General features: G+C 42.2%; 21 protein-coding genes, 3 tRNA genes and 1 pseudogene. 9 read left to right on the top strand and 16 right to left on the bottom strand.

Annotated elements, in window-relative coordinates; translation table 11 throughout:
* Positions 1–17 precede the first annotated feature (17 nt).
* Positions 18–530 carry a deoxyuridine 5'-triphosphate nucleotidohydrolase gene (locus tag V7O67_RS00330; protein WP_342303991.1) on the bottom strand — a complete coding sequence of 171 codons (513 nt, stop codon included), beginning with the start codon at positions 528–530 and terminating at the stop codon, positions 18–20.
* 241 nt (positions 531–771) lie between these two features.
* Here V7O67_RS00330 and V7O67_RS00325 point away from each other — a divergent pair, with 241 nt between their 5' ends.
* Both V7O67_RS00325 and V7O67_RS00320 read left to right on the top strand, forming a co-directional pair.
* Positions 772–1,023 carry a hypothetical protein gene (locus tag V7O67_RS00325; protein WP_342303992.1) on the top strand — a complete coding sequence of 84 codons (252 nt, stop codon included), beginning with the start codon at positions 772–774 and terminating at the stop codon, positions 1,021–1,023.
* A gap of 335 nt (positions 1,024–1,358) precedes the next feature.
* Positions 1,359–3,233 (top strand): PAS domain S-box protein, encoded by a 1,875-nt coding sequence (locus tag V7O67_RS00320; RefSeq protein WP_406670471.1) that lies wholly within the window; start codon positions 1,359–1,361, stop codon positions 3,231–3,233.
* Between the two features lie 26 nt (positions 3,234–3,259).
* On the opposite strand, the gene V7O67_RS00315 is transcribed toward V7O67_RS00320, so the two are convergent.
* From V7O67_RS00315 to V7O67_RS00300, 4 genes are all read right to left on the bottom strand, one after another.
* Complete coding sequence (locus tag V7O67_RS00315) at positions 3,260–4,108, bottom strand: alpha/beta hydrolase (RefSeq protein ID WP_342303994.1); 849 nt, start codon at positions 4,106–4,108, stop codon at positions 3,260–3,262.
* A 53-nt stretch (positions 4,109–4,161) separates the two neighbouring features.
* Positions 4,162–4,235, bottom strand: a tRNA-Val gene (locus tag V7O67_RS00310).
* 63 nt (positions 4,236–4,298) lie between these two features.
* Positions 4,299–4,493, bottom strand: a complete 195-nt coding sequence (locus V7O67_RS00305; protein WP_342303995.1) for a hypothetical protein — start codon at positions 4,491–4,493, stop codon at positions 4,299–4,301.
* 129 nt (positions 4,494–4,622) lie between these two features.
* Positions 4,623–5,090 carry a YqaA family protein gene (locus V7O67_RS00300; protein WP_342303996.1) on the bottom strand — a complete coding sequence of 156 codons (468 nt, stop codon included), beginning with the start codon at positions 5,088–5,090 and terminating at the stop codon, positions 4,623–4,625.
* Positions 5,091–5,285: 195 nt separating this feature from the next.
* On the opposite strand from V7O67_RS00300, the gene V7O67_RS00295 reads away from it, so the two are divergent.
* The 4 genes from V7O67_RS00295 (at position 5,286) to tpiA (ending at position 10,512) form a co-directional block, all read left to right on the top strand.
* Entirely contained in the window at positions 5,286–7,601 is a 2,316-nt protein-coding gene (locus V7O67_RS00295; RefSeq protein ID WP_406670468.1) for a PAS domain S-box protein, read from the top strand.
* 106 nt (positions 7,602–7,707) lie between these two features.
* Positions 7,708–8,319: an endonuclease III gene (gene nth, locus V7O67_RS00290; RefSeq protein WP_406655632.1), complete on the top strand. Its 612-nt coding sequence runs from the start codon at positions 7,708–7,710 to the stop codon at positions 8,317–8,319.
* 199 nt (positions 8,320–8,518) lie between these two features.
* A complete protein-coding gene (locus V7O67_RS00285; RefSeq protein WP_406655630.1) occupies positions 8,519–9,697 on the top strand; it encodes a bifunctional 5,6,7,8-tetrahydromethanopterin hydro-lyase/3-hexulose-6-phosphate synthase in 1,179 nt (392 codons plus the stop codon).
* Positions 9,698–9,843: 146 nt separating this feature from the next.
* Positions 9,844–10,512: a triose-phosphate isomerase gene (gene tpiA, locus V7O67_RS00280; RefSeq protein ID WP_406655629.1), complete on the top strand. Its 669-nt coding sequence runs from the start codon at positions 9,844–9,846 to the stop codon at positions 10,510–10,512.
* A 15-nt stretch (positions 10,513–10,527) separates the two neighbouring features.
* Here tpiA and V7O67_RS00275 read toward each other — a convergent pair whose 3' ends face one another.
* From V7O67_RS00275 to V7O67_RS00245, 7 genes are all read right to left on the bottom strand, one after another.
* A complete protein-coding gene (locus V7O67_RS00275; protein ID WP_406670466.1) occupies positions 10,528–10,818 on the bottom strand; it encodes a hypothetical protein in 291 nt (96 codons plus the stop codon).
* A gap of 103 nt (positions 10,819–10,921) precedes the next feature.
* The gene (locus V7O67_RS00270; RefSeq protein WP_406670464.1) at positions 10,922–12,238 is read right to left on the bottom strand and encodes a prephenate dehydrogenase; all 1,317 of its coding nucleotides are present in this window, start codon (positions 12,236–12,238) and stop codon (positions 10,922–10,924) included.
* 2 nt (positions 12,239–12,240) lie between these two features.
* Complete coding sequence (gene aroE, locus V7O67_RS00265; RefSeq protein WP_406655625.1) at positions 12,241–13,056, bottom strand: shikimate dehydrogenase; 816 nt, start codon at positions 13,054–13,056, stop codon at positions 12,241–12,243.
* The gene (aroD, locus tag V7O67_RS00260) at positions 13,053–13,757 is read right to left on the bottom strand and encodes a type I 3-dehydroquinate dehydratase (RefSeq protein WP_406655624.1); all 705 of its coding nucleotides are present in this window, start codon (positions 13,755–13,757) and stop codon (positions 13,053–13,055) included. Before aroD ends, aroE begins: the two co-directional genes overlap by 4 nt.
* Positions 13,758–13,774: 17 nt before the next feature.
* Complete coding sequence (locus V7O67_RS00255; RefSeq protein ID WP_406655623.1) at positions 13,775–14,917, bottom strand: 3-dehydroquinate synthase II; 1,143 nt, start codon at positions 14,915–14,917, stop codon at positions 13,775–13,777.
* A 36-nt stretch (positions 14,918–14,953) separates the two neighbouring features.
* Positions 14,954–15,751, bottom strand: a complete 798-nt coding sequence (locus V7O67_RS00250) for a 2-amino-3,7-dideoxy-D-threo-hept-6-ulosonate synthase (protein WP_406655622.1) — start codon at positions 15,749–15,751, stop codon at positions 14,954–14,956.
* A 345-nt stretch (positions 15,752–16,096) separates the two neighbouring features.
* Positions 16,097–17,464, bottom strand: coding sequence for an ATPase domain-containing protein (locus V7O67_RS00245; protein ID WP_342304006.1), 1,368 nt, complete (start codon positions 17,462–17,464; stop codon positions 16,097–16,099).
* Between the two features lie 266 nt (positions 17,465–17,730).
* Between V7O67_RS00245 and V7O67_RS00240 the strand changes: the two are divergent.
* Positions 17,731–18,297 (top strand): annotated as a pseudogene (locus V7O67_RS00240) (GMP synthase subunit A); the annotation flags it as partial.
* A gap of 5 nt (positions 18,298–18,302) precedes the next feature.
* Here the strand turns inward: V7O67_RS00240 and V7O67_RS00235 are convergent.
* The 4 genes from V7O67_RS00235 to V7O67_RS00220 form a co-directional block, all read right to left on the bottom strand.
* Positions 18,303–19,622 (bottom strand): signal recognition particle protein Srp54, encoded by a 1,320-nt coding sequence (locus tag V7O67_RS00235; RefSeq protein WP_406655619.1) that lies wholly within the window; start codon positions 19,620–19,622, stop codon positions 18,303–18,305.
* A gap of 196 nt (positions 19,623–19,818) precedes the next feature.
* Positions 19,819–20,652, bottom strand: a complete 834-nt coding sequence (locus V7O67_RS00230) for an EamA family transporter (RefSeq protein WP_406670461.1) — start codon at positions 20,650–20,652, stop codon at positions 19,819–19,821.
* A 120-nt stretch (positions 20,653–20,772) separates the two neighbouring features.
* Positions 20,773–20,847: transfer RNA gene (locus V7O67_RS00225), tRNA-Met, on the bottom strand.
* Positions 20,848–20,972: 125 nt separating this feature from the next.
* Positions 20,973–21,047, bottom strand: a tRNA-Met gene (locus V7O67_RS00220).
* 141 nt (positions 21,048–21,188) lie between these two features.
* On the opposite strand from V7O67_RS00220, the gene V7O67_RS00215 reads away from it, so the two are divergent.
* Complete coding sequence (locus V7O67_RS00215; protein ID WP_406670459.1) at positions 21,189–21,887, top strand: phosphoribosyltransferase; 699 nt, start codon at positions 21,189–21,191, stop codon at positions 21,885–21,887.
* A gap of 16 nt (positions 21,888–21,903) precedes the next feature.
* Positions 21,904–22,767, top strand: coding sequence for an S-methyl-5'-thioadenosine phosphorylase (mtnP, locus tag V7O67_RS00210; RefSeq protein ID WP_406670457.1), 864 nt, complete (start codon positions 21,904–21,906; stop codon positions 22,765–22,767).

The following is a 22,767-nucleotide window of genomic DNA, read 5'->3' as shown; positions in this document are numbered from 1 at the left end:
TGAACCTGGGAACAATGTCACAGGTTCTCATGCTGGTATTTGCCACAATATCCTTCCGTAAGTTCACTATGGAGGTTAAAGAATAACAGTTGCATTACCCTGGCATTCCTTTTAAGCTTGAATCCATGAGGATTATGGACTACTAACATTGATTCGCTTCTTCCCCTGTATCCGGAATCCCACACCGCCGTTCCAATATTGGCTCCGCACCTGAGCAGAGTAGACCTTGGCCTTGCGATAGCTGCAAGATCAAGGGGAATGTTCACTATTTCGTTGAATGTGATCTTGTATGTGCCCTGTGCAAGGTGCGCCCATCCGTTTTCATCAAAATCCATTGGTTCTGTTGAAGGTGTTTCTCTTTCGCTATTGTCAAAATCCACAGCTCCTGCTCCGGTGTATGTTTCTATATTCTTGAGTGTGAGTTCTACGCTGTTTGGTTGAAGCTGTGTCTCAATGTCTGTCATATTCTCAACCAGCGGTGTCTCACTGCTGATCATCGCTCTGAGCTCATTTTTAGATAGAAGGGCCATGGATGTAGGTTTGTTTGATAAGATATATTTTTTTGGACCAATATGCCGATTGATGTAAACTCATGTTATCTCAAAAACACATTATTGTAAACCAATTAGTTTATATTTATTAGTGTGCATGTGTATTGTGGTGAGTTTGAAAATGTTTCCTTAATCTTTCGTTCCTGATATTTATCTGGGAGTTAGATTTGGAAACATGTGCATAAAACAGAATGAATCGTAATTAAAAGGAGTGAATGATGTGAGTAGTACGGATCTTGTTAAAAATGGGAACAGACCTGAGATTCTGTTCCGTGTGAGTTTGAGTCCAGATGGAACCGCCTATCAGAAGGAAGTTTCTCTTGTCTTCCCTAAATATGCAAGTGCAGACCTTCCTCATTACAAAGAGGAATATATGCCGGAAATTCAGTACAAGGCTTTAACTCAGAACAAGGCTTTAACTCAGAACAAGGCCTCTGACGATTGTCAGTGGCATTTTGATAAAGAGGATTAATCTTTAATCCTCTTATTTTTTTAGATAAATATGACTTTATTATTTTTGTATTATAATATTTTTTGTACCAATGCTTAATTTTCCTTTTTCACATTTTAAGACTATAATTTCAGATATCTTTCTATTTCATTATGCTGTTTATTTTACTAGATCCACATCTGTTCCACAAAGACATATTTAATTTACTATGGTACCATTATTCTTGCATAAAATGGAAATCTCAAAAATGTATATATAGGTATTCATAGCTGCTTTAATTGTCTCTATTGTCATTTGGCTTTACAGGGTATTACTTTGTCAAAATCATCATATTATCATGAAGTTAGGTATTTCACATGGAAAAAGAAGCATCTGATTCTGAAAAATATGCAAATATTGCGAATGTGACCATCATGAATTCAAAAGTATCTGAATTTGATGGTTATTTGCGTATATCTGCCAGTGGGCAAATACTGGAGGCAAATGATGCATACTGTCATCTTAGTGGGTATACGAAAGATGAACTTTTTGGGATGATGTTGAAAGATCTTGGTGCAGGTGTTTCCTGGCATGCTCTTATTGATGATTTACCTGATGTCATAGAAAGAAGCAAAGGTCACTTTGAGATTAGTCATCATACAAAAGATGGCCAACTTCTTGATCTGGAAGTAAGCGCTACATATGCAGAATTCCCTGATCCGTCTTTCATCTTCATTTTAAAGGATATTACCGCTCTTAACCAGAATGATAAATTCTTTTTGGATAAAGGGGATATTTACAAATCTTTATTTAAACACAGTAAGGCAGTCATGTTGTTGATTGACCCTGAAAGTTCAGATATAATTGACGCTAATATTGCAGCGTGCGAATACTATGGTTGGTCACTGGAAAAACTCACGCACATGAACATCCATGATATTAACACCATGTCCCTGGAAAAAGTACAGGCTGAGATGAAAGTTGCTGTAAACGAAAAGAGAAATTACTTCATTTTCAAGCACATGCTCGCAAACGGGGAAATCCGTGATGTTGAAGTATACAGCAGTCCGGTCATGGTCAATTCACAAAATCGATTGTATTCTGTTATCCATGACATTACTGAGCGTAAGCTGGCGGAAGAGGAGCTGAATACCAGGGAAATGCAACTGCGAACTGCGCAAAAAATAGGGCATATTGGAAGTTGGGAGTTTGATCTGAATTCCGGTAAAATTGTTACTTCTGAGGAAACCCTCAGGATATATGGGCTGGATGAAAAAAGTTTCACAATTTTTGAAGTACAGAAAGTACCGTTGCCTGATTATCGGCCAATGCTGGATGAGGCTCTAAAAAATCTCATTAGAGATCAGGTGCCATACAACGTTCAGTTTAAGGTAAAAAGAGTAATAGATGGTGCTATACGTGATGTTCATTCTGTTGCAGAGTACTATGCTGAAAGAAATGCGGTCATAGGAACTATTGAGGATATTACTGAGCGTAAACTAGCGGAAGACGCGCTGCTGCATGCCAAGATAATTGCCGAGGCTGCAAACCAAAGTAAGGATGAATTCATGGCAAGCATGAGCCATGAACTAAGAACTCCATTAACATCAGTTATAGGTTTTTCAGATATATTGCTTGATGAAACCTTTGGCAGTCTGAATGGCAGGCAAACACAGTATGTAAATCATATTTCTCAGGCTGGAAAGCATTTACTCAGCCTTATAAATGACATACTTGACCTTTCAAAGGTTGAAGCAGGTAAAATGGAACTTACGTATGAACTTTTCTCTGTTTCTAATGCTATTGACGAGGTGAAATCATTAATATTCCCTCTTGCCATGAAAAAGAATATTCGGCTGGATGTTGAGGTTGATCAACAACTTGAAAGAATCAATGCCGACAAAAGTAAGATCAGACAAATATTCTATAATCTTGTAAGCAATGCCATAAAGTTCACTTCTATCAAAGGTTCAGTAACGATAAATGCACGATGTACAGGCGACATGGTTCAGGTCAGTGTAAAGGACACAGGAATTGGTATTTCTGAAGAGGATGTTGAAAAACTCTTCCAGCCTTTCAGGCAATTAAATTCGTATCTCACACATGAACATTCTGGGACGGGGCTTGGCCTTGCTCTTGTTAAGAAATTTGTTGAGCTTCATGATGGCAGGATATGGGTTGAGAGTGAAGTTGGTAAGGGGAGTATGTTTGTTTTTTCGATTCCCGTGGGTTCAATGCAGAAAACGATATAATATACTAAAATCTCAAATTTATCTGATTATTCCGATGCCAGAAACGACAGTATCTCGTTTGCATATTCTTCTGGGAGGTACTGCTCCCCTAAATGTCCTCCACCATCAAATCGAACAAATTTTGCATCAGGAATATTTTGTGCCATTTTTATGGAAATATCGGGTGGAGTGAGTGCATCCTTGTTGGCTGAGAGAAGCAGGACTTTGTTTTGAATTTCAGGCAGGCGTTCATATGTGCCGTTCCACTTCAGATTTGCTTGGGCATACTTTCTGAGGATCTGGTTTGTATCAGGGTCTGTGGAACGGTATTGAAGTTTGCTCTTCAGAATATTTGCCTCCGGGGCATCAAGGCTATAGGTTGTTGATGAAAGGATTAGCCGGTTCACTTTTTCAGGGTGAGCAAGAGTCAATTCCTGAGCAATTACCGATCCCATTGAGGAGCCGAATATATGTACGGAATCCAGTCCAAGTGTATCCATCAGGCCTGCAGTATCGTTGACTAACAGTGAGATTGAGAGTGGTTCGTTATTGTCAGATGAATATCCCATTCCCCGGTTATCAAAGAGGATAACTCTGTAACCACTCGATAGCTGCTTTACAAAGGAAGCATTACACATGTCCATTTTTGTGGCAAATGGCATAATCATCAACAGTGGCTCACCTGATCCAAATTCCCGGTATCCTGTCTCAATGCCATTGACAGAAACATATTTTACCGGTGAATCAACGATTGAAAAATTACTAGCATTGCAATTTGTGCTTCTGTTGTATATTGAATAATCATGCTGTATGTTCTCGCTTTCTATTCCAATACAGCCTGATAATGCAAGGGTTATGAGGATTGAGGTCAGAATCAGATTTGGTCTTAGTTTCATGTAATCGTAGAAAAGCAGCTTTCAGCACTCTTAGAATCGCAAAATAAGCATGATGGGCCCGGGGAGATTCGAACACCCGACCTCTGCCGTGTGAAGGCAACGTCATAACCAGCTAGACCACGAGCCCAGACTTAGATACATTATGTTCCCTGTCTATAAAGTTATCGTTAATTTTTTTGTTATTCTAATGTCAGCTCTTTTTTTTTACCAGAAGGTAAGTGGCAAGAGCTACAATGATGGTTCCTATAAAAATAGTAAGCAACGCTGTTGTAGATTGTAATGTCTTATGCGCTATGATTGCCAATAGAGTTCCAAGAATCACTGCAACAGGTATGAGCAAAGCAGTTTTCTTCATTGATTTTTCATCAAGGTCTAATTGTGCCATTTTAATCCCGTTTAAAGTGTTTTACTATAAGTGGTATAATATATATACAATTATATGAACATAGTCACTATAAATAGCTATTCCTTCATATTTTGTTGTTTCAAACATTGTGGCTATGAAAAAGATGTTTCACTGGATACTTGCCAGCGTCGTCAATGTAATGTATGCCAGTGCTGCGTATCTTGCCGTTTTCCCTATGAACACGTAAATAGAAAATGACTTAAAATCAAGTTTTAATAGTCCACCAGTCGCTGCAATAGCATCTCCTATCAGTGGCAACCACGTTAAAAGAAGCAGAAAGGTTCCGTATTTTGCAAAAAGCTGGTCTGCTTTTTCAAGTTGTTTTTTGGATATCGAAAAGAATCTTTCTATTATGTCCATTCGTCCCCTTAGTCCTATGTAATACGTAGTACACGCTCCAAGATAGTTGCCTATTGAAGCTACCATTATGACCGATGGGGTATCAAAGCCCTTGCTGATAAGTAATACGACAAGTGCTTCAGAACCAAGTGGTAAAATTGTGGAAGCAAGAAAGCTTGTTATGAACAGTCCAAGAAATGCATGGTCTTCTATTGATCCAAAAAGAGATTCTATCATTTTTAGTTCCTTATGTTTTGATCTTTTAAGAAAATCGAAAATCCAGTGAATGATATTTATATATTAACAAGTATATATGATTGATATGCAACAATTGAACATTTCCTTAAATCCACATTATCATATTAACAATTACCGAATCTCTATAATCTCAACTTATATTTTATCATAACACCACCCAAGGTTTACAGTATTATGGACAAAAAATTCGAATATACCATATTGGTCGTTGATGATGACCCTCTCAACGTCAAGCTTCTAGAAGTTTTCCTTTCAAGGGATTATGTTGTACGAGCAGCTTATAGTGGTTCAGAAGCTCTTGATATCATAGGATCTGAACATATTGATCTTGTGCTGCTCGACATAATGATGCCAGGTATGAATGGCTATGAAGTGTGTCATAGGATAAAGACTTCTGAGGCAACACGTTTTATTCCGGTCATTATGATAACTGCCCTGTCATCGAAGGACGACAGAATTGAGGGACTTGAGGCCGGAGCAGACGAATTTCTTGTCAAACCCATTGACAGGGTTGAGGTTCTTACAAGGGCACGTAGCCTCTTAAAGAACAAGCAGCTATATGATAAGCTTACCTTCGAAAGGGACAGGGCACAGAATTATCTTGATACTGCAGGTTGTATGATTATTGCTTTTAACAAGGATGGTACTGTACAACTTGCCAACAATAAATGCTGTCAGGTTGTCGGATGCGAAGAATCTGATCTGATTGGCAAAAATTGGATAGAAATGTTTGTACCTCCTGATGAGAAAGATGTTGTTCTCTTTGTTTTTAACAGTATAATTCAAGGTAACATCGATGAAGTAAGGGTGTTCGAAAACAGTATCCTCACAAAGAATAAAGGAAAAAGGATAATCCATTGGAACAATTCACCTTTTAAGGATCTGGACGGGAATATTTCGGGAATACTCAGTTCCGGCTCAGATGTGACGGAGGAGCGACTGGCTTCAATGAAATTGAAAGCATCTGAAGAAAAATCCAGGGTGCTGTTTGAAAACGCTGCAGATGCAATTATTATTTTTGACTTTGATTGCAATGTTATCGATGCAAATTTAGTTGCATCTGATATGCTTGGTTATGAAATTGAAGAATTGCTGATGATGACAAGGCATGATCTTGTAGCCCAGGAACATCAGGGAACCTGTGATGAAAAGGTGGCAGCAGTAATTAAAAATAAATATGATAGATTTGAGCTCACATATTTGAAAAAAGACAGCACCCGTGTTCCTGTTGAAATGGGTGTAAGGGTAATTGAATATAATGGGTCGAATGCTCTTTTGAGCAACTTAAGGGATGTAAGTGAGCGCAAATTCGCAGAAAAGATCTTAAAAGAAAGTGAACAAAAGTTCCGCCTTCTTGCTGAAAATGCAAATGATGTGATATGGACTCTGAGTCCCGAAGGTAAATTCACATATGTCAGTCCATCTGTTTTCAAATTACGAGGATATACGCCTGAAGAAGTTATCAACCAGACATTTGATGAAATCTTCCCTCCCGAGCATAAGAACACAATAGTTGGCGCAATTAACAGGTTCTATGAGAAATTGAAGGCTGGTGAAGATCACTATTCAGAGACTTTTGAGCTAGAACAATTTCATAAGAATGGATCTCGCGTGTGGACAGAAGTAGTTGCAAACCCTGTTTATGATGGCGATGGCAATTTCCAGTTCTTCCTTGGTGTGACCCGTGATATTTCTGAGCGCAAAAAAGCTGATGAGGAAATCAGTTTGTATACTGAGGAATTATCTCAAAAGAATGAGGAACTCAAATCTCTTGAGAAGATGAAAAACGAGTTCATTTCCAACCTGAGTCATGAACTCAAGACTCCTCTCATCTCTATTAAGGGGTACAGTGAACTTGTACACGACGAGGTACTGGGTCCGCTGAATGAAAAGCAGAAAAATGCCATGCAAATAGTACTGGATAAGTACGATCACCTGAGCTTTCTGCTGGATTCTCTCATCTATATGAGCATCGTGAAGTCCGGAAATGTCAATTACAGGTTCGATCCCATCAGGATTGAGGAAAGTTTGAAGAAAGTGGTAGAATATTTTTCATTCCGATCCCAGGATAAGGATATGATACTTCTCCTTGATTTTGAAGAGAATCTGCCGTTAATAAAAGGGGATGTAGGGTACATGCCTTATCTTTTCAGATCCATAATTGATAATGCCGTAAAATTCAGTCCCAACGGTTCAAAGGTTCTTATTCGTGCGTTTAAGGAAGAAGACGATGTTCATATAATGATCAAAGATTCCGGAATAGGTATCCCAAAGAATGAATTCTCAAATATCTTTAAGCGCTTTTACCAGATCGATGGTTCAATGGCAAGAAAGTATGGCGGCAGCGGACTTGGATTGTACGTGAGCAAAATGATTACGGATGTCCATGACGGAGAGATATGGATCGAGAGTGAAGAAGGCTCCGGAACAACCGTTCATGTATCTTTCCCTTCGTACTCTAAAAGCAAAAATCAATGTATAAGCAAATAACCCAGCAGCGCTTCTTTTACATTGAAAAAACCGCTTGTTTGCATTTCATCCTTTTTGAAGCACTGTTCACAAAGCATTTTATATTCCGGTGCCAGTCAATATTCTGATGTATGTGGAAGAAGTGCTCTCTCGCCTGAAAGAGCTTTATCCTGATGGATATTTTCATGTGAACCGGGATCCTTTCTATCTTCTTATCTCAACCGTCCTTTCCCAGCGAACCCGTGATGATGTTACCATTCCTACAACACAGAAGCTTTTCAAAGTATTCGGTAGTGTCCGGGAAATGGCAGAAGCAGATGTGGATGAAATACAGGAACTGATAAAGAACGTAGGTTTCTACAGGGTGAAAGCCCAGCGCATAATAGACATTTCCAGAATCATTTTACAGGATTACGGGGGAGTTGTCCCAAACAATATGGATGAACTTCTAAAACTTCCCGGTGTTGGCAGAAAAACTGCTAACTGTGTGCTTGGATATGGATTTGAACAGGACGTAATAGCAGTAGATACACATGTACATAGGATTTCCAATCGTATGGGACTGGTTGACACATCGGAGCCTGATGAAACAGAAAAAGAGCTTGAGAAGGTAGTCTCTAAGCAGGACTGGAAAGATATCAACGGGCTTATGGTGCTGTTCGGACAGAATGTTTGCCGTCCCGTGGGTCCGAAATGTAATGAATGTATAATGAACAATATATGTCCTAAGATTATTTAATATTTTTCAAACAAAAAAGGGAAGTTTCAACAAACTATTTATTGATCTATATTATATAAGGCACAAATCTGGTGTCATGCCGCAACTATAATATAAAAAGCGCTGGTTTTGCACGAGAAATGATAATTTCCATACTTACACTAGCATTAATTAACTAATAAACGACATAATATTTATCTTGTACATACGTAGGTGAATCATGTTACTAATCGGAGAAGCATTAATTGGCGAGAACCCAGAACTCGCACACGTTGACCTTATGATCGGAAATAAAGACGGTCCTGTAGGTCAGGCATTCGCAAACGGCTTAACACAGTTGTCAGCAGGTCACACACCTCTGCTTTCGGTTATCCGTCCAAATCTTCCGGCAAAGCCAGCTACACTTATTGTGCCAAAGGTTACGGTAAAGAATATGGATCAGGCTGCCCAGATATTTGGTCCTGCACAGGCTGCAGTTGCAAAGGCTGTTGCAGATGCTCTTGAAGAGGGAGCATTCGGTGACCTCGATATTGAGGACCTCGTTGTAGTAGCAAGTGTTTTCATCCACCCTGAGGCAAAGGACTACAACAGGATCTACAGATACAATTACGGAGCTACTAAATTGGCAGTAAAACGTGCAGTAGATGGCTTCCCTGACATTGATACGGTACTCAAGGAGAAGGATAGAATGGGTCACGCAATCATGGGATTCAAGGTATCCAGACTCTGGAACCCACCATACCTGCAGGTTGCACTTGACAACCCGAACCTCCCGGTTATCCAGGAAATTGTCAGACAGATTCCAAAGAGCGATCACGTAATCCTGGAAGCAGGTACACCTCTTATCAAGCGCTATGGTGTCGACGTTGTCACCAAGCTCAGGGAGATCCGTCCGGATGCATTCATAGTTGCTGACCTCAAGACTCTTGATACAGGAAACCTCGAGGCACGTATGGTAGCAGACGCAACAGCAGATGCAATTGTTGTTTCAGCTCTTGCACCAATCGCAACTCTGAACAAAGCAATCGAGGAAGCCCACAAGACCGGTATCTATGCTATCATGGACACCCTCAACTGCGATGATCCTGTAGCTGTACTTAAGGAGCTTGATGTACTGCCTGATGTGGTTGAACTCCACCGTGGAATTGACATAGAAGAAACTGCGCATGCATGGGGCAACATCGAAGACATCAAGGCACTCTCACCAAAACTCCTTGTAGCAGTGGCTGGTGGCGTACGTATCGACACAATGCCTGACGCACTCAAAGCAGGCGCTGATGTCCTTGTAGTCGGAAGAGCAATCACCAATGCAAAGGATGTAAGGCAGGTTGCAGAGAAATTCATTGAAGGTCTTAACAACCCTGAAATCGACCAGTTCAGAGTAATGACTGACTTCTAAGCGTGTGGTTTTCCACACGTCCTTTCTTCTTTTTAGTTTTTCAGCTTTTTTTGCTTTTCTTCACTTTTATATTTATAGTTGGAGTTACATCTATAATGCTGCGTACATTATACGTATACTGGTTATTCATATTGGAGTGATCGAATTTGAGTTCTACATTAATAGTCCTGAATCTTAAGACATATCTTGAGGGTACAGGAGAAGGCGCCGTAAAGGTTGCACAGGCATGTAAGGAAGTTGCAGATGATTCTGGAATCGAAATTGGTGTTGCACCGCAGTTCTGTGATATCTATCGTGTAGCATCACAGGTTGACCTGCCGGTATATGCACAGAGTCTTGATCCGGTAGGTGCAGGCAGCTTTACAGGACATGCTTTTGTCCAGTCTATCAAAAATGCAGGTGCAGTAGGAACCCTAATCAACCACTCCGAATGTCGCCTTACCCTGGCAAACATCGATGCATCCATAACAATTGCAAAGGATGCTGGTCTTAAGACAATAGTATGTACCAACAATGTAGCAACATCAGCCGCAGCAGCAGCTCTTGACCCTGATTATGTGGCAGTGGAACCCCCAGAACTCATTGGTTCTGGCATCCCTGTATCAAAAGCAGACCCGGGAGTTGTCACAGGTTCAGTTGAAGCGGTAAAGAAGATCAATCCGGCAGTACAGGTTCTCTGTGGTGCAGGTATCTCAAAGGGAGAAGATCTTGCAGCGGCTCTTGAACTTGGTTCGGTGGGTGTCCTGCTGGCATCGGGTATTGTGAAGGCTGCCGATCCGAAAGCAGCACTGAAAGACCTTGTGAGTAAGGTCTGAATCTTTTTTACTTTTTTAGGGCAGACTCAGCCATGCAATAAGCAATAGCAGAGTTGTAGCTATTATCCTTACACCCATCGAAATATCAACATTGAATTTTTCTTTAAGCATTCCGTATATGCCTACCGGAGGAGGTGCGATCAAAAGTGCGGCAACAAATAGTGGGATACCAGCTATGAAATTGTTTTCCACAATTATAAGGTAAAGTCCGTGGATTCCCAGATATATTCCAAAAGCTGCGGTAAAAAAGACACCTATTTTGTAGAAACGGATGTATTGTTGGGGATTTTGGGTAGAAGCATTCACATTATCACTTCTTTGAAGTAAGTTCAGATGCCTGATAACGTTTACCCTGATAACTTGTCAGAATAGTGTGAGCGATTAACCGGTAATTCAATTGCAATGCGTATTATGTTCTGAGTTTGCAGCCTATGCCGCAAAGCTGTTCCACAATCTCGTCATTCACTCTTGTTGCATCGGAATCTCCGGTTATATTGATGCGGTAAGTTACACTGGTTCTGTCCGTTCCTTTTACTCCTATGTACGTATCGATTTTCCTGACGGAAATAATATTGTCATTGCAGGCAATTACATTGCAAATAGCTTCAGGTTTTGACCCTTGTGGTATAAGTACTGAGATATCTCTTGTGTGATGCCTCAAAATCTTATTTTTCCATGCTTTTAGCTCTTCTGTGGAAAGGAGGCGTACATTCTCCATTTTAAGGGGCACTAATCTGTTACCTACAAAAAGGATAACGCTTCTCGGAGTAACCTTTTTTACTATTCCTACATGCACAATATTGGAATATATGTGCCTGACTCCAATTTCCTGGCCAATGGAAGCCAGCAATCTGTCAAACTCAGCTATCTTTGAGTTGATGAGTTTGTCCGAACGGCGCAGTGCCGATGCCGTATCCCCGAAATGCACCGCTGCATCTTTCATTTTTGCGGTAAAGGCTTCAACATCTTTTTTTCTGACGATGGAAGACATTTCGCTGCACTGCTCCATGAAAGCATCATGTACCTTGAGTACTTCCGGGTTCTCCATCTGGATATATGCATAGAGATATGGATTTTGTCCGATTATCCTACCAACGAAATCAAGCATAATGTCGTAAACCGGACTCATGAAGCGTCGGGACTCGTTCACACTGAAATCAAGGCTGTCAAAGGTCGTGCCAATGGTTATGTATGCAAAATGTGTCAGTCCCTGCACAATGGACACGAACCTGTCATGTTCTGTCGGATTGATGACTTCGATGTGTGCCCCGTTATCCTCAAAAAGCGATCTCATCACAGGGAACCATTTATCACAGCGTCCATTGATAGGTGTAAGTATGAATATCTGGCCGTGCAGGCTTGGAATGGATGGTCCGAACATAGGGTGAGTACCAAGAATCTCAACATCTTCAGGAGCGTATTTTTTCATGGCCTCCGTGGGTCCTACCTTAAGAGATGTAAAATCCATTAACAGGCTTCCACTCTTCATTTTAGGTGCAGTTTCGCTGATGACCTTTTCAGTTATATTGATGGGTACAGTAACGATTACTATGTCGCTTGTACTTATGGCCGCATCAAGGTCATGGGCAAATTCAACTCCCATTTGCTCTGCGACATCAACCTTTCCACTGCTGCCCCATACGGTAACCTCATAGCCGTGTTTTTTGAAGAAAGGGGTGAACCACTGTCCCATTTCTCCGGTACCGCCTATGATAAGGACTTTCAAATTCAGAGTCCCTCCAATACTGCTTTTTTCATCACGTCAATCGGGGGCTCCACTCCTGTCCATATTCTGAATGCTTCGGCACCCTGGTAGATGAGCATCATTTCACCGGTGACAGCTTTTGCACCTGCCTTCTTTGCTTCCTTCAAAAGTCTGGTTTCAAGGGGATTGTAAACGATATCAAAAACTGTGAGTTCAGGATGCATGTCCTCTGCTGTAGCTATCGTTCCATCGGTATTGGGATGCATTCCAAGGGTAGTGCAGTTAATAAGTATATCACTGTCAGCTATCACTTTTTTAATGTCTTCAAGACCACATCCGGTGGCATTACCAACTGCTGAAACCTCAGAAGCCAGGTTAACCGCCTTACTTTCGGTTCTGTTGGCTATGTTTATATTTGCCCCTTCCTTTGCAAACTGGAATGCAATTGCCCTAGAAGCGCCGCCTGCACCCACAATAAGAGCATTTGATCCTTTTATTTCAACATCCTTTTCTTCAAGAGTGCGTTTTGCACCTAGTCCGTCGGTGTTGTAACCTTTCATTCCGTCTTTGAAATCCACAGTGTTCACTGCACCAATACCTTCAGCAAGCGGATCGGCATCAACGATCTTCAATGCTTCCTGTTTAAGGGGGACTGTGAGATTCACTCCTCCAAAACCCATTGCTTTTGCTCCGAGAAGTGCATTTTTAAGATTCTCTGGTTTAACTCTGAATGCATGGTATGTACATTCCATATTGAGCTCCCTGAAAGCTGCATTATGCATGTCAGGGGATTTTGAATGCGCTATGGGGTCTCCGAATACACCGAAAACTGTTCTCAAAAGAGTATCTCCAGGGCTGATTTTAATTCATGTATCTTGATCTGTCCGGGCGCGACAGCTTTTGCTATTGCTCCGTATGTAAGAAGTGATCCGTAGCATGGGGCAACTATGCGGCTATGCTTCCCGACTTCACCCATTGCAATGGTGCACACAGGCTTTTCCATGTCTGCAGTTGCCTGTAATACATTAAGCACGTCCTGCTTTGATTGCGCCATAACTGCAAGTTTAGCAATATCTGCTCCTGATTCATGAGCTATGCTAAGTATTTTTTCCATTTCTTCAACGGAAGGCGTGACATTGAAATCATGAGCAGAAACAATAACTGTGACTCCAATTGCTTTTGCCGCCTCTATTACTTTATTTCGTTGCTCTTCATCTGCACTGAGCTCGATATCAACAGCTTCTACAAAGGGGAGTATGTCGATCAGGACTTTGATTCTTTCGCCCTCGCTACCTTCCCACTTGCCACCATCAGATTGTAATCTATTGGTTGCAATACATGGAAGGTTAGTGTTCGCTTTAATTCTTTCAATGGTTTTTTTAGTTTCATCAAGGTCTGAAAAATTGAGGAGATCAAGTCTCAGCTCAAGTACGTCAGCACCCAGCCAGTTTGCAGCCTTTGCGTTCTCTGCCGGATCATCGTCTATCACTGAAACGATCGCAGGCTTCTTATCAAGATCGAAGGTCCCTATCTTAACCATAAGCAACACCCCGGTGTTTACTTTTCGATAATTGTCTCTTCTATCTTCATTCCGAAGTGGCGGCCAATGTCTTCTGAATGGACAAGTATCTCATCGCCAACTTTGAGATCCGTAACAGCTATAGGTTCTTTATCCTTTGTAACGAGTTTAATGGTTTCAGCATTCTGCAGGATATTTTTGATGATCTTGCCGTTGAGGTCTGCCTCAACAAGGATCAGCGGCCTTCTTTCTATTTTCACCCTGCCGACTACTCCCGTTCTCTGCTTTCCTTCGCCGTCTACTATTGTGACTTCGTCACCTGCTTTAAGTTCGGAGAGGTAGCGGGTCTTTTCTCCTACCTTTATGTAAGCATGTACTGCACCGGCATTAACCCTGAAAGGACGGGATGCAACGTAAGGACTTTCTTCAGATTCCGAATGCACAAGGAACATCCCGTTTGCCTGGGAGCCCACAAGCATGCCCTCGCCCCTGATCATGAGGTTGCATGTATCTACGCAGACCCTGTCGCCCATACCGATGGACTCGACCCTTGTAACAACGGCAGTCTGAATTGGAAGGCTCTTGACACCTGCACTTTCAGCAATTTCCGCTGTTTTCTTGATCTGGCTCAGGTCCTTTGTATCAAGCAGGACACCGTCTGTTCCATGCTCCATCGTCTCGAACGCAAGTTTAGCCTCTTCTGAGGTCTGGACTCCGGACAAGAGCTTGACATCCTTTTTCTGAAGTCCTGCGATAAGGTTCTCCAGGGGAATTACCTGCCAGTCCGTACCTATGGTGATGAGATAATCACAAACGTTTCCCATCTCTGCTGCAAAGTTCTCATAATTCTTGTTGCGAATGATAACATAACCTGCAACCTTCAATCCTTTTTCCTTCAGACGAAGGGCTGTTGTTACATCAAGAGAACCACTGTAATCGGGTGGTAATGGCTTTGTACCGTCACCTTCTCCGCCTTTGCCTACTACAATTATGTCTGCTCCCTCTACGGGCTCTGAAGCAAAGGCAGCTACTTTAGTATTTCCAAGTTCCTTTACTCTCTCAACATCAGCAGCATCGACCAGTGTGGCATCCACGCCGGATTCCATCCCGGTGGTGATCACTGCCTTACGTTCATCCCAGTCGCCTTCATCGGCCTTGATCCAGATTATCTTATTATTCATATGAGCACGTCCGCAAACACAGAAAGCCGGCTGAGTTCATTTAAGCATTTCCAGTGCTTCTTCAACTGACTTTTTATGGTGCACTATCTCTGTTATTGCTCTTGTAATTTTTGTAGGGTTGTCGTGCTGGAATACGTTCCTGCCGATAGCAACACCTCTTGAACCACCTTCCATTGCACCTTCTATCATTTCAAGGAATTCCTTGTCAGTGTTTGTCTTCGGTCCGCCTGCAATTACGATTGGTACAGGGCATCCGTTCACGACTTCCCTGAAAGTATCAGGGTCCCCGGTGTATACGGTTTTTACGATGTCTGCGCCAAGTTCCGCACCTGCCCTTGCTGCATGTGCCACAAGTTCAGGATCATGTGGGTTTGTTATCTTCTTTCCGCGGGGGTACATCATAGCCAATAATGGCATTCCCCAGAAATTGCATTGTTCGGCAACAGTTCCCAGTTTCTGCAACTGGCCGGCTTCTGTTTCGGAACCTATGTTTACATGGATGGAAACCGCATCAGCTCCCATTTTCATGACCTCTTCAACAGTGCAGACCTGCACTTTGTTATTCGGGTCAGGTCCGAGGGACGTGGATGCGCTCATGTGGACGATGAGTCCTACGTCATGCCCGTATCCCCTGTGGCCGTGTTTTACTATTCCCTTCTGCATTAGTACGGCATCTGCTCCTCCTTCCGCAACCTTGTTTATAGAACCGGCTACGTCTATGAGTCCTTTTATGGGCCCGTCAGATAATCCATGGTCCATAGGTATGATGACCATGTTCCTGCTGTCTCTGTGCATGATTCTTTCTATACGAATACTTTTTCCGATATCTGTCATTTGCTTTCACCCTCATTTAATGTATGTATATGTACGTTAATGCACTTTATTGAACGTTAGTATATTTATTAATTCTTTGTTACTATGTCACATAGTAGCACGGTTTATTATTTAAGTTTTTTGTAGGGCTAAGTAAAAAAATAGGTAACTATTCAGCCTGATAAAAACGCTATCAATAACAATCTTGACAAAAAGTTGAAACGTAAATTTCATTAGAATCATTTATTTTGATTGTTGCTATTGATTGCTTTTTTGATTGTTAGATTGTTAGTGAGCAGACATCTCTATTTCGATGAAATCAGTACCAATAGGCAAATCGTGCCAGGCTGAATAGTTACAAAAAGGTTACAAATCCTTAAGGAACTTGCCGATTTGTATTCCGTCAGAATTGATGTTATATCCAATAAGATGTTTCTCATGGTCACTGCCATGCATCTTCATAATTGACATGGTTTTCCTGATCTCCTTCTCGATCTCTACGTGTTTTAGAAGTATCAGAACGTCCACAAGTGAGGAGACTGGTATTTCACTTGTAAGTACATTGTTGCCAGCTGCCCTGTTGCCACTGATCAGCATGGATGTGAGTCCCATATCCTTAAATATCCTCATCATGTTGGCGATATGCTCTCTTTTGGCAACCGGATCACTAAAGACATAGTCAAATCCGGATATGTCATCCAGAAGTATTCTTTTTGCTCCCATATTTTCAATAGTACTCTTGAGCTTTACTGTATGCTTGCAGGCATTTATCTCTGGGGGAGGCGTATAAATGATTTTGACCAGCTCTTTCTGTTCTAATTCTTCAAGCTCAAGTCCAAGACTTGCAGCATAACGACGTAATTCCGCAGGGGTATCCTCAAAGGTACTTATTATTCCAGGTTCTCCATTCCTGGCACCCTGAATTATAAAATAAAGTCCAAATAATGTTTTCCCTGTGCCTGTATTTCCTGCTATCAATGTGGATGATAGTTCAAAGAATCCACCACTTATCAACTCATTGAATCCGGGAATGCCTGTATCGACTCTTGTTTCCGGTGATAATTGCTCGGTGACCTGGGTGGTTATTCTTGGGTAGATACTGATTCCGTCGTTTGAAATATCAAAAGTGTGTTCCCCTTCAATGTAATTGGGAAGGTTCATTTTCACGATCTTTATCGTACGGTTGCTTCCCCTTCTTTCGATATTTTGCGAAAGGTATACTATTCCTTCAACCACGTCACTAACGACTGATCTGCACACATCAGTCTGTGACATTGTTCCTGTCAGATACACAATGGCATCCCATTCTCCAATTGCGGACATGAGGGAATACATGAATCTTCTTCTTTCAGCTTCAGGAAAACCAAACCCTATTGGGGTGACGGGGTCTATCAATATCCTGTCTGGTTTAAGGGATGCTACGATGTTCCCAAGGTCAACCAGCATGGTAAGTGGGTCTCTTTCCACGGAACTGGCGTTGAATGTATGTATGGTCAATGACTCCTCGTAAAAATCATAGTTAGAGAGGGCTTCTCTTACGGAAATCTCTGATTTAGAAGTCATGCATATATACAGTACATTTTCTCCGCTCCTTGCCGCTTCACACAAACCCTGGACTCCAAGTACAGTCCGCCCACTACCTGGGTTACCTGCTATCAATATTGTCGAAGGGGCCATTATGCCTCCACCGAGTATTTCGTCAAATCCTGGTATTCCTGTGGGTTTACTTTCCAATGTGGTACCTCATCTAAGCATTGTTATGATGGTAAAGAGAACATTCATACTCTAAGTTTGTATGAAATTACCTCTCCCTTATTTAGTTTACTTTGTACTTTTACTTAACATTATTCATTAGTATGTGTGGTAATGATTTTATACAGTCTCTTTTGAGCACAAAATATTATAACGGTATTATAAGTGTGAAAACATCTTATATGGTTAATTACTATTATGGCAATATTGCTACACTTATTAATACAAATAAATTCAGGAAACAATCTATGAGAGAATTAAAGATTCTTGTTATCAATAACTATGGGCAGTTTTGCCATCTGATTCACCGTGCTGTCCGTGATCTGGACATGGAAACAAAGATTGTTGCCAACACAAGCTCCGTCGAAGATATACTTGACGAAGAACCTGACGGGCTTATACTAAGTGGTGGTCCCACAATGGAGCGGGCTGGTATATGCTCGGAATATATTGAAAGCATTGACCGTCCTATTCTGGGTATCTGTCTCGGGCACCAGCTCATCGCAAAGACTTTCGGTGGGGAAGTAGGTTCGGGTTCATCAGGTGGATATGCGGACATCGAGATTGAGATCGTTGATGAAGACGAGCTCCTGAAAGGATTGGGTCCGAGGACCTCTGTGTGGGCATCACATGCGGATGAAGTTGTAAAGCTACCCGAGGACTTCATACAGCTTGCAAAGTCAAGTATTTGTGAATTCGAAGCAATGAGGCACGTAGATCGCCCAATATTCGGTGTCCAATGGCACCCGGAAGTGGCACATACGGAAAAAGGAGAACAGCTTTTGATGAATTTCTTTGAGATATGTGAGAACTACTGCTCTCACATACCCATTTTCTTCATCATTTTTTGCATATTGAATTTTCCACCACGGAATCCTTTCATGGCGGTTTGCATCATTTTGTGATATTTCAGTAATTCTCTGACGTCGTCGGCGCTGCATCCTGATCCCATGGCAATCCTTTTGATACGAGAACTGCCGATAAGCCTCGGATTGAGCATTTCTTCTTCTGTCATCGAATCCATGAGTACCCTGTAGCGCTGCATCTTGTCGCCGGTAACCTGGTACGCATCTTCCGGTATCTTGGCACCCATGCCTCCCAGAGGCAGCATCTGCATTATCTGCTTCATAGGCCCCATCTTGTTGAGACTTTCAAGCTGCTTGTACATATCTTTGAGGGTGAAACGCCCGGTCATCATTGCTTGGACGTCGATTTCTTCTTCACCCATTACCTCTTCTGCCTTTTCAATGAGACTCTTTATATCGCCCATTCCCAGAAGCCTGGAAATGAATCTGTCCGGCTCGAATTTTTCAAGGTCATCAGGTGTTTCCCCGACACCGATAAAAGCTATCGAAGAGTTTGTTTCGGATACAGCGGAAAGCGCACCACCACCCTTTGCGGTACCGTCAAGTTTAGAGATTACTACTCCGGATATTCCTACCGACTCGTTGAAAGCACGGGCTTGTTCGCTTGCCTGCTGTCCGATCGCACCGTCGAGTACAAGCAACTTGTAATCAGGTTCTGCGATTGCATGTATGTTTTCCATCTCAACAATAAGGTCGCTTTCAAGAGAGTGACGTCCGGCTGTGTCCACGATTATGACATCGTTCTTCTGGACCTCTTTAAGACCTCTTTCAACTATTCCCACGGCATCAGGGTTGCCTTCTTCTCCGTAGAACGCAACATTAAGTTTGTCACACAAGGTCTTTAGCTGCTGGTAAGCACCGGGACGGAATGTATCGGCACAGATAACCGCAGGCTTAAGTCCTTTTTTCTGGAAATAACGGGCAAGTTTGGAAGAGGTTGTTGTCTTACCGCTACCCTGCAACCCTATCATCATTATTTTCTGGGGTTTGAGAGGAATATCCGTACTCTTTCCGATGATGTTGGTCAGTTCCTGGTATACTATCCTGATCACATGTTCCCTGGGGTTCATTCCCGAGGGTACTTCTTCCTTGAGAGCACGCTCTTTGATGTGCTTTGACATCTCCATGACCAGTTTGACATTCACGTCGGCCTGAAGCAAAGCTCTCTGGATATCCTTCACAACTTCGTTTACAGTGCGTTCGTCAATACGTCCGGATTTTACCAGTTTTTTGAGGGCATCCTGCAAGGAACTTCCTAATTTATCCATAACCATTTAAGGATCGTCCTGTTCATCTTTTTGCTTTAATAAATGGGCAGTTCGTATTTAATCCTAGTGGGAATATGATTTTTTGCATACATTTTTCTGACCTTTTGTAATCTATATGGTAATACTACTGTAAGGGTGGTATTGAATGTCGCATATTCTGGACAACTTTGAATGTGGGTAAATAAAGCACTCCTCTTTCCATTTATGCTATCAGCACAACAGCTGCCATTGTAAAGATAATCCCTGCCCATTGTCTGTATACAAGCTTCTCTTTCAGGAACATCCATGCAAGCAGTACAGTTACGGCAGGGTAAAGCGATGTAAGGACTGCTGCGATATCCAGTCTTCCTGCCTGGGCTGCCAGCGCGTAGAACAGGTTTCCTCCGGTATCAAATATGCCTGCAAGCAGAATAATTGGAAGGTACCTGATGTCGGGTACTTTTGTCTGCTTCATGAAATAAGCAACAATTATGAATGTTGGAATAGTTGCCATCCTGGCTCCCACAAGAGGCCAGAATATTCCTTCGGCCTGTACCTGATCAATAAGTATCATAAACATCCCGAATCCAGTACCTGCAAGGCAGGGCAGTTTGAGTTTCTGCAGTTCTATTTTCGAACTCTCATGATCTCTGGATATAAGCCATACGCCGATGAGTGCAAAAAGAAAACCTATAAGCTGGCTTGTGTCAGGCAGTCCCTCTGTTATCATTCCAAAAACCACGGGAATGAGGGCACTCATAACAGCTGTGACCGGTGCTACAATTCCCATTTTCTCAACGGATAATGCATGGTACAGTGCAAGAACTCCCATTCCTCCGGCAAGTCCCGCAGATGCACCCCATAGCATGTCTGTCGTGGATGGTACGCTTTCAGAAAAAGCAAGTGCTGCTGCAATGAGGAGGATTATTCCAGTTGCCTGTGAAATGATGGCAACTGTCAGCACACCACTACGTTTTGTGGCAAAACCTCCACTAAAATCTGCGGTTCCCCAGCAAAGTGCTGCAGTAAGCCCGAATATAATAACAAACAGTTCCATCTATGTCCTCTTCAGTTTATTGAAAAAAGTAGTTCATGAATCATTAATAAGGTTGCTATTTGAGTAGCATCAAAAAGTTAGACATTTTGAACTCAAGAGCACAATAATAATTTAGAAAAGTAGCGGGGGATGGATTCGAACCATCGGTCTACGGGTTATGAGCCCGTCGGGATCTCCTGGCTACCCCACCCCGCTTCGAGGGTTGATGTTTAATTTGGAAGGATAATCTTCCTATGTCTGCATGCTATATATGTATATTTCCAAAATACGTCTCTAACACACTAATTGATAATTAAATCAAAATTGTAATATTAGTAAAGTAGCGGGGGATGGATTCGAACCATCGGTCTACGGGTTATGAGCCCGTCGGGATCTCCTGGCTACCCCACCCCGCTTCCTTGATTGATGTTTATTTTGGAAGGGTACTCCTCTTTCAACATCTACATCGTATATACATGTTTCGTATGGCAGTATTTTCAATATTGAAAAAATATATATCTTATCTTTTTAAATATAGTGTCTCGGAGAGAATACAAATGGTGTTACCTGATAAATTCAAATGTGTTGTTACTAACTGGGATTACATTTACGACCTTTGCAGGGAAGTTGCAAATGATGTGAAAGCTTCAGGATATGAACCTGACATGATAATAGCCCTCGCAAGAGGTGGATGGTTCGCAGGGCGCGTACTGTGTGATTTCCTCGGTCTTGATGACTTGACAAGCCTGAAAATCGAACACTACCTGGGTACTGCACTCGCAGGTGACGAACCCAAAATCAAGTATCCTCTCGCTGACAATGTCGTTGAAGGAAAGAACATTCTCATAGTTGACGATATCACAGATACCGGCAAGAGTCTGGTGCATTCTATTGAATATGTGAATCAAAGGGGCCCCAAAGAAGTAAGGACTGCAACCCTCCAGTACCTTGACTCATCTGAGCATGATCCTGATTATTGTGGTGAACGTCTCGAGGAATGGGCATGGGTTGTCTTCCCCTGGAATTTTATTGAGGATATGATCGAGCTGATATCGACCCTCATGGAAAAGGAGGACAGAAGCACATGGGATATACCTGCTATCCGGCATGGTCTTTATGTTTATCATTCACTTGACTCCTTTGCATTTGAGATTGCACAACCAGGCCGACTTCCTGAGGTTATGGCAGAGATGAACCGCAGGGGAATTGCAAGTTCTGTGAACGAAGATGGAAAACAATACTGGAAACTTGTCTAATAAAATGAGGGATAAAATGCAAGAAAATGTTGATATTGCGATAATTGGCGGAAGCGGCATATATGATGGTAATCTTCTGGACAGAGTTCGTGAAGTTGATATTGATACCCCCTTCGGAAAGCCTTCCGATTCTATCACCATAGGTGAACACGGTGACAAAACCATATGCTTTCTCCCCAGACACGGTGTAGGTCACAGGATTTCACCTTCCGAGCTGAATTCAAGGGCAAACATCTTTGCACTTAAGAAACTGGGTGTCAAACGTATTATTGCCGTATCTGCGGTGGGAAGTCTTAAGAAAGAACTGGCTCCGCTGGACATTGTTATTCCCGACCAGATATATGATCGCACCAGGTCAAGACCAAGCACTTTTTTTGAGGACGGTATCGTTGTTCACATAGGATTTGCAGATCCTTTCTGTCCTGAAATGTCGGAGACTGTAACGAACGTTGCAAACTCGAAAGGGTACAATGTCAGGCAGGGAGGCACTTATGTATGCATGGAGGGCCCCCAATTTTCAACACGTGCAGAATCCTGTGTCTACAAGGCACTTGGTTTTGATATAATAGGTATGACTGCTATCCCTGAGGCAAAACTAGCAAGGGAGGCTGAGATATGCTATTCCATGATAGCCACGGTTACGGATTATGACGTGTGGCATGATGAGGATGTCACCATTGAGACTGTCATTGCAAATGCAATGAAGAACGAAGAGGCTGTAAAGGATATTCTAATGGATGCCCTGGAGAAAGTAAGCATTGAGCAAAACTGCATGTGCAAAGATGCCCTGGCAGGTGCTATTACTACAACTCCTGACATGATACCGCACGAAACAAAAAGACGACTCGATCCTCTGATCGGCAAATACCTTAAAGAGTGA

Origin of the sequence: Methanolobus sp. ZRKC4, from assembly GCF_045291305.1 — an archaeon.
Classification (GTDB): domain Archaea; phylum Halobacteriota; class Methanosarcinia; order Methanosarcinales; family Methanosarcinaceae; genus Methanolobus.
This window is presented reverse-complemented; position numbering and strand designations above follow the sequence as displayed.

What these genes read in the sequence shown, in the direction of transcription:
- V7O67_RS00330 (WP_342303991.1), bottom strand. Translation starts at nt 530, where the DNA reads ATGGCCCTTCTATCTAAAAATGAGCTCAGAGCGATGATCAGCAGTGAG.
- V7O67_RS00320 (WP_406670471.1), top strand. Translation starts at nt 1,359, where the DNA reads ATGGAAAAAGAAGCATCTGATTCTGAAAAATATGCAAATATTGCGAAT.
- V7O67_RS00315 (WP_342303994.1), bottom strand. Translation starts at nt 4,108, where the DNA reads ATGAAACTAAGACCAAATCTGATTCTGACCTCAATCCTCATAACCCTT.
- V7O67_RS00305 (WP_342303995.1), bottom strand. Translation starts at nt 4,493, where the DNA reads ATGGCACAATTAGACCTTGATGAAAAATCAATGAAGAAAACTGCTTTG.
- V7O67_RS00300 (WP_342303996.1), bottom strand. Translation starts at nt 5,090, where the DNA reads ATGATAGAATCTCTTTTTGGATCAATAGAAGACCATGCATTTCTTGGA.
- V7O67_RS00295 (WP_406670468.1), top strand. Translation starts at nt 5,286, where the DNA reads ATGGACAAAAAATTCGAATATACCATATTGGTCGTTGATGATGACCCT.
- nth (WP_406655632.1), top strand. Translation starts at nt 7,708, where the DNA reads ATGTATGTGGAAGAAGTGCTCTCTCGCCTGAAAGAGCTTTATCCTGAT.
- V7O67_RS00285 (WP_406655630.1), top strand. Translation starts at nt 8,519, where the DNA reads ATGTTACTAATCGGAGAAGCATTAATTGGCGAGAACCCAGAACTCGCA.
- aroD (WP_406655624.1), bottom strand. Translation starts at nt 13,757, where the DNA reads ATGGTTAAGATAGGGACCTTCGATCTTGATAAGAAGCCTGCGATCGTT.
- V7O67_RS00255 (WP_406655623.1), bottom strand. Translation starts at nt 14,917, where the DNA reads ATGAATAATAAGATAATCTGGATCAAGGCCGATGAAGGCGACTGGGAT.
- V7O67_RS00250 (WP_406655622.1), bottom strand. Translation starts at nt 15,751, where the DNA reads ATGACAGATATCGGAAAAAGTATTCGTATAGAAAGAATCATGCACAGA.
- V7O67_RS00235 (WP_406655619.1), bottom strand. Translation starts at nt 19,622, where the DNA reads ATGGTTATGGATAAATTAGGAAGTTCCTTGCAGGATGCCCTCAAAAAA.
- V7O67_RS00230 (WP_406670461.1), bottom strand. Translation starts at nt 20,652, where the DNA reads ATGGAACTGTTTGTTATTATATTCGGGCTTACTGCAGCACTTTGCTGG.
- V7O67_RS00215 (WP_406670459.1), top strand. Translation starts at nt 21,189, where the DNA reads ATGGTGTTACCTGATAAATTCAAATGTGTTGTTACTAACTGGGATTAC.
- mtnP (WP_406670457.1), top strand. Translation starts at nt 21,904, where the DNA reads ATGCAAGAAAATGTTGATATTGCGATAATTGGCGGAAGCGGCATATAT.